The sequence below is a fragment of the Phenylobacterium sp. genome (genome assembly GCF_044372605.1).
In the GTDB taxonomy this organism is placed as follows: Bacteria; Pseudomonadota; Alphaproteobacteria; order Caulobacterales; family Caulobacteraceae; genus Phenylobacterium.
Genome location: NZ_JBILRO010000224.1, coordinates 1 through 5,878, shown reverse-complemented (window position 1 = coordinate 5,878; position 5,878 = coordinate 1). Strand labels below are relative to the sequence as shown.

6 protein-coding genes are annotated in these 5,878 nt (G+C 66.5%); 2 read left to right on the top strand and 4 right to left on the bottom strand.

The annotated features are described in order from the left end of the window. Nucleotides 1-13: 13 nt before the first annotated feature. Nucleotides 14-379, bottom strand: a complete 366-nt coding sequence (folB, locus tag ACIQ42_RS15180) for a dihydroneopterin aldolase (RefSeq protein ID WP_397423092.1) — start codon at nucleotides 377-379, stop codon at nucleotides 14-16. Next, complete coding sequence (locus ACIQ42_RS15175) at nucleotides 376-1,104, bottom strand: SDR family oxidoreductase (RefSeq protein ID WP_397423091.1); 729 nt, start codon at nucleotides 1,102-1,104, stop codon at nucleotides 376-378. The genes folB and ACIQ42_RS15175 overlap by 4 nt, the downstream gene beginning before the upstream one ends. A 311-nt stretch (nucleotides 1,105-1,415) precedes the next feature. Here ACIQ42_RS15175 and ACIQ42_RS15170 point away from each other — a divergent pair, with 311 nt between their 5' ends. Together ACIQ42_RS15170 and ACIQ42_RS15165 are read left to right on the top strand one after the other, a co-directional pair. Further along, the gene (locus ACIQ42_RS15170; protein ID WP_397423090.1) at nucleotides 1,416-2,855 is read left to right on the top strand and encodes an aldehyde dehydrogenase family protein; all 1,440 of its coding nucleotides are present in this window, start codon (nucleotides 1,416-1,418) and stop codon (nucleotides 2,853-2,855) included. 225 nt (nucleotides 2,856-3,080) lie between these two features. After that, a complete protein-coding gene (locus ACIQ42_RS15165) occupies nucleotides 3,081-4,085 on the top strand; it encodes an alpha/beta hydrolase (RefSeq protein WP_397423089.1) in 1,005 nt (334 codons plus the stop codon). 253 nt (nucleotides 4,086-4,338) lie between these two features. On the opposite strand, the gene ACIQ42_RS15160 is transcribed toward ACIQ42_RS15165, so the two are convergent. After that, complete coding sequence (locus ACIQ42_RS15160) at nucleotides 4,339-5,190, bottom strand: SDR family oxidoreductase (RefSeq protein ID WP_397423088.1); 852 nt, start codon at nucleotides 5,188-5,190, stop codon at nucleotides 4,339-4,341. Between the two features lie 58 nt (nucleotides 5,191-5,248). After that, nucleotides 5,249-5,878 (bottom strand): molybdopterin cofactor-binding domain-containing protein (locus ACIQ42_RS15155; protein ID WP_397423087.1); only part of this gene is annotated, 630 nt, incomplete at its 5' end.

Sequence of the window (5,878 nt, the reverse complement as noted above, 5' to 3'; positions counted from 1 at the left end):
GTCCGGCGCAATCTCAGCGCCCGACGATGATCTCCACGCCGGCGCCTACGGCATCGGGGGCCAGGGCCAGGGGCTTTTCAACGCGGACCCGGGCGCGGCTGACCCTGGGGTCGGCCAGGCACAGATGGGCCAGGCGGTGAGCATAGGTTTCCACCAGATCGATATGGCCGCTGGTCGCCACCGTCTGGGCGGCCTTGAGGATGACCTCGTAGTTCAGGGTGTCGGCCAGGCGGTCGGATCCGTCCGTGGGCACGTCGAGCTCCACCTCCAGGACGAGGGGCTGCACGCGGCCGATCTCATGCCTATAGACGCCGATCTCGGCCTGGACCTTCAGGCCGGTGACAAACACCTTCGAGCTGATGAGGGTAGTCCCGCTCATGCCAGGTGCTGGCCGGAATCGACGGCGATCATCTGGCCGGTCACCGCCGTGGCGTCGATCAGATAGCGCAATGCCGCCGCGATCTGGGCGGGCGGCGCCGGCCGTTGCAGGAGCGTCGATCGCGCCTCGGCCTCGAAGGCGGCGGCGTCCTGATGGATCGAGGCCAGCACGGGACCGGGGCCGATGGCGTTGACCCGGATGCGGGGCGCCAGCGCCTGGGCCAGCATGCGAGTGGCGTCCCACAGGGCCGATTTGCTGAGCGAATAGGAGAAGAAGTCCGGCGCCGGGCGCAGCACCCGTTGGTCCAGCAGGTTGACGATCAGGCCCTCGCGGTCTGCCGGCAGGCGACGGGCAAAGACCTGCGCCAGCACCAGCGGCGCGCGCAGGTTGGTCTCCATGTGGAGGTCCCAGGAGTGCCGGTTCATGTCGGCGAAGGCGTCGTTCTCGAAGACGCTGGCGCTGTTGATCAACAGGGTGACCGGCCCCAGTTCGGCCTCGGCCTGACCGATCAGGGCGACGCTTTCGCTCTCCTTGCGAAGGTCACAGGTGAGGATGGTGGCCTTGCGGCCGTGGGCGCGGACTTCACCGGCGGCGCTTTCGGCTTCGTCGTCCATGGTGCGGACGTGAATGGCGACGTCGTAGCCGGCCTCAGCCGCCGTGGCCACCAGAGCGCGACCGATCCGCCGCGCGCCGCCCGTCACCAGTGCTACGCCGCGGCTGGCCATCAGGTCGCTCCGATCAGTCGAGGCGACCGAAATCGATAAAGTTCAGGGCGAGCATTACCGCGAGAAAAACGCCGATCATGGCCAAGCCGCTCATGGGATCTCCGTTCGGTCATTTGAGCGACCGGCTTTAGCGACGCCTGCGCCTGCGGGCAAGGCCGCTGTCGCGGGACTGTTGCAGGCCGCGTTCAAGATACGGACTCTAACCGTGCATCAGGGCTTCCAACCTGATCGCTGATCATTGTAAAACAGACGTTTGAAGGTCGGGGCTGATCGCTCCATCCGCGAACAACGAACAGAGCCCGGAGGACATCATGCGCGAGTACCTGAAGTTTTACATCGACGGTAAGTGGGTCGAGCCGGTCGAGATGAAGACGCTCGACGTCGAGAATCCGGCCACCGAGGAAGTCTGCGGCAAGATCGCGGTTGGTTCCGCCGCCGACGTCGACAAGGCCGTCAAGGCCGCCCGCAAGGCGTTCGCCACCTGGAGCCAGACCAGCCGCGAAGAGCGTCTGGAAGTTCTGGGTCGCATCCTGGCCGAGTATCAGAAGCGCTTCGGCGATCTGGCCACGGCGGTCACCGAGGAAATGGGCGCCCCCGCCTCGCTGGCCCAGCGCGCCCAGGTGCCGATCGGCATGGGCCACCTGGCCACCGCCGTCGAGATCCTCAAGACCTTCAAGTTCGAGGAAGATCGTGGACCGACCATGATCGTAAAAGAGCCGATCGGCGTCTGCGGCTTCATCACCCCCTGGAACTGGCCGCTGAACCAGATCGTCTGCAAGGTGGCGCCTGCCATCGCGACGGGCTGCACGATGATCCTGAAGCCGTCGGAAGTGGCGCCGTTCTCGGGCCAGATCTTCGCCGAGATCATGCATGCGGCGGGTGTGCCGGCCGGCGTGTTCAACATGATCCACGGTGACGGCATCGGCGTGGGCGTGCCCATGTCCAGCCACCCGGACGTCGACATGGTCTCGTTCACCGGCTCCACCCGCGCCGGCATCGAGGTGGCCAAGAACGCCGCCGCGACCGTCAAGCGCGTGGCCCAGGAGCTGGGCGGCAAGAGCCCGAACATCGTTCTCGACGACGACGCCTTCGCCAAGGGCGTGGGCCGCGGCGTGGCTACCATGATGACCAACTCCGGCCAGTCCTGTAACGCGCCGACCCGCATGCTGGTGCCGGCGGGCCGGATGGATGAGGCGATTGCGGTGGCCAGGGCGACGGCGGAAACCGTCACCGTCGGTGACCCCAACGGCAACAGCCAGCTGGGCCCGGTGGTCTCCCGCGTGCAGTTCGACAAGATCCAGAAGCTGATCCAGGCCGGCATCGACGAGGGCGCGACCCTGGTCATCGGCGGCGTGGGCCGTCCAGAAGGCCTGGACAAGGGCTACTACGTCCAGCCCACCGTGTTCGCCAATGTCACCAATGACATGACCATCGCCAAGGAAGAGATCTTTGGCCCGGTGCTCTCGATCCTGGGCTACGACACGGTCGATCAGGCCATCGAGGTCGGCAACGACACCGAGTACGGCCTGGCCGCCTATGTTCAGGCCGCCGACCTCGACGCCGCCCGCAAGATCGCCTCCAAACTCCGCGCCGGTCAGGTTTCGATCAACGGCGGCGGCGGCGACATGATGGCCCCCTTCGGCGGCTACAAGATGAGCGGCAACGGTCGCGAATGGGGCGACTTCGGCTTCCATGAGTTCCTGGAAACCAAGGCCATCCTCGGCTACGCACCGAAGCCTGCGGCGGAGTAGGGATTTCCCTCAAGTCCAGTTGGAAGGGCCGTCCCTCGGGGCGGCCCTTTTCTTTGAGTTCAGTACGCGGCAGCGGATGCCTGACGTGATCCGGCGGTCAGCGCCTTCCGGCGCGCGAACCGAACTGAGCAGCAACGGCGGGGCTCGCGCATCCGTCAATCCTCTGCAACAGTGCGGCAAAAGACGGGGGAAACGTCGAATGACTCGGATGCTGCAGTGGGCGCGATGAAGATAGACCGTAGGGCAATGCTGGCGGCCGGCCTGACCGGCGGATTGGTCGCCGCCCAGGCGGTGGCTCAGACGCCTTCTCTACCGCCGCCGCCGACCCCGGCGGCAGGTGATCCCGACGCCCCCGCCTGGCCCGCGCGGGAGGTTTACCGGATCTGGCCGGGCAAGCAGCCGGGTGCGCTGGCCACCTTGCCGACGCCGAAACCGACGATGAACGGACGCTCCGGGCGACGACAGCTCTGGATCCGCGGCGTGGCCTATGCCGAGCTTCACGTTTTCAGGCCTGCGGTTCCGGACGGTTCATCGCTGATGTCCATTCCAGGGGGCGGCTACGGTTTCGTCTCGGTCCAGAACGAAGGCCTGGCTGTTGCCCAGCACTTCAACGCCCTGGGGACAACTGTATTCGTGCTGGTTTACCGCCTTCCTCGGGAAGGTTGGGGGACGCCGCATCTGGTGGCCATCCAGGACGCCCAGCGCGCCATGCGGTTCATCCGGGGCCGGGCGACCGAGTTCCGTATCGATCCAGCGCGGCTGGGCGTTCTCGGCTTTTCAGCAGGCGGCCATCTGGCCAGTGATCTGGTGGTGTCCCACGCCGACAACCTCTACGCCCCCATCGACGACGCCGACCAGCTTTCGGCGAAACCTGCCTTTGCCGGACTTGTCTATCCCGTCACGAGCCTGATCTCCCCGGCGGGAGATCGCCGGTTGTCGGGGATGTTGATGGCGGGCCTGCCGGATCCGATCCTCGAGGCCCGGTCGCCGGTGCGCCGCCTGACCGCGGACGCGCCGCCCTCGTTCCTGGTCCACGCCTTCGACGATCCGCTGGTGCCGATGCAGCACAGTCTGGACTGGATCACCGCCTGTCAGGCTGTGAAGCGCCCGGTGGAGGCGCATCTGGTGGCGACCGGCGGGCACGGGTTCGGTCTCGGCTTGCCGAAGGACAGCTCCGGCGCGGCCTGGCCCGACCTGTTCGGCCGCTGGATTCGAAAGAATGGCGGCTGATCGGTCTGGTGGTGTTGGTATGGTGAAGCCATGGAAGGTCCGGGCGCCCGGCGCAGTGATGGCCTTGGGCCCGCGCGTTGCCGCAGCCCAGTCCGCACGGCCTTGGTCGAGGATGTAGCCGGGCTCGCCCTATGCCTCCGCCATCGCGGGCGCAGGTGCGGCGATCACCGACGTTGAGGATAGGCAGTCCTGGCCTTTCCGGGTTACGCACAAATTGTGGGCCTGGAGGACACGGTCGCCGGGCCGGACACCCTTAAGCCAAACGCGCGGCGAAGGCCTCGACCACGTTGTTGCCGCTGGGGTCGACCACCTTGGGCGCCACGATCTGGCGGGCGAAATCCGAGGTGATGTAGCGGAAATCGGGTTCCGGCGTGGTCGCGGCGTTGAGGATGATGTCGCCGATGTCGGCGCCGGTCTGGCCATAGGTGGCGAAGACATTGCCGGTGGCGCCCATGTACTTGGCGACGATGGCGTCATAGGGCGCGGTGAAGGCGGCCAGATCGCTGGAGGCCCGGGTGCTGTTGACGAACTCGGTGTTGATGGGGCCGGGCTCGATGAGACTGACCTGGACGCCCAGCAGCTTTGCCAGCGGCGCCATGGCCTCCATCATGCCTTCGACAGCGAACTTGGCCGCGCAGTAGGCGTCGTTGAAGGGCTGACCGATCAGGCCGCCCACGCTGGTGACCGTGATGATACGGCCAGATCCGCGTTCGCGCATGTGGGGGAAGACCGCCTTGGTCATCCGCCAGACGCCGAAGAAATTGATCTCCATGGTCCGTTCCAGATCCTTGTCGGAGGTCTGCTCCAGCCCGCCCAGGAAGCCGGCGCCGGCGTTGTTCACCAGCACGTCGATGCCGCCGTACTTCTTCAGGACCTTGGCGACGCAGCTCTCGATGGATTTCTTCTTCTGGACGTCCAGCCGCTCGACCTTGACCTTGACGCCACTGGCCTTGGCCAGCGCCAGCAATTCGTCCTTCTTCGAGGTGTCGCGCATGGTGGCGATGGTCTGGTAGCCGGCCTTGGCGAAGGCGATGGCTGTATGCAGGCCGACGCCCGTTGAGGTGCCCGTGATGAGGACGACAGGGGCGGTCCTGGATTTGGGCATGGGGTTCTCCTCGGTGACCTGGATAGCCGCTCTTGGTGCAACGTAACAGGCAAGTTGGTCAGGTCTTCAGCGCTGCCTTAACCGCCTCGGCGCGGATCGGCAGGTCGCGAACCCGGGCGCCGACTGCACGGAAGATAGCGTTGCCGATGGCCGGGCCGACCACGGTGGTGGCGGGCTCACCCAGGCCGACGGGCGCCTCTTCGCTGGCGATGAATTCAATGTCCATGTCCGGCACATCGCCCATCCGCAGCGGGGAATAGCTGTCGAGGTTGAGGTCCCTGACCTGACCGTTCTCGAACGAAGTGCCTTCGAACAGGGCCAGGCTCATGCCCCAGAGCGCAGCGCCCTCCATCTGGGCGAGAGCGCCATCCGGGCTGACGATGGTGCCGGCGTCGGCGACCAGGGTCAGCTTCTCGACCTTCACCGCGCCGGTGGCCGGGTTGACGTTCACCCGGGCGGCGCAGGCCGTCCAGGTGGGCATGTCGCGTTCCTGACCAAAGCTGGTGGCGATACCGAGCCCGGTGTTCTTTGGCAGCGGCTTGCCCCAGCCGGCCTTGGCGGCCAGCCGGTTCAGGACCGCCGCCTGTCGCCCGGCGCCGCCGACGGAATTGGGGGCGGAGCCGGCGTTCTTGCCGCTGGCGTCCAGCAGCTTGAGGCGGAAGGCCAGCGGATCAACACCAGCCCTGGC

Coding starts and splice junctions, on each gene's coding strand:
- folB (WP_397423092.1), bottom strand. CDS start 379: ATGAGCGGGACTACCCTCATCAGCTCGAAGGTGTTTGTCACCGGCCTG.
- ACIQ42_RS15175 (WP_397423091.1), bottom strand. CDS start 1,104: ATGGCCAGCCGCGGCGTAGCACTGGTGACGGGCGGCGCGCGGCGGATC.
- ACIQ42_RS15170 (WP_397423090.1), top strand. CDS start 1,416: ATGCGCGAGTACCTGAAGTTTTACATCGACGGTAAGTGGGTCGAGCCG.
- ACIQ42_RS15165 (WP_397423089.1), top strand. CDS start 3,081: ATGAAGATAGACCGTAGGGCAATGCTGGCGGCCGGCCTGACCGGCGGA.
- ACIQ42_RS15160 (WP_397423088.1), bottom strand. CDS start 5,190: ATGCCCAAATCCAGGACCGCCCCTGTCGTCCTCATCACGGGCACCTCA.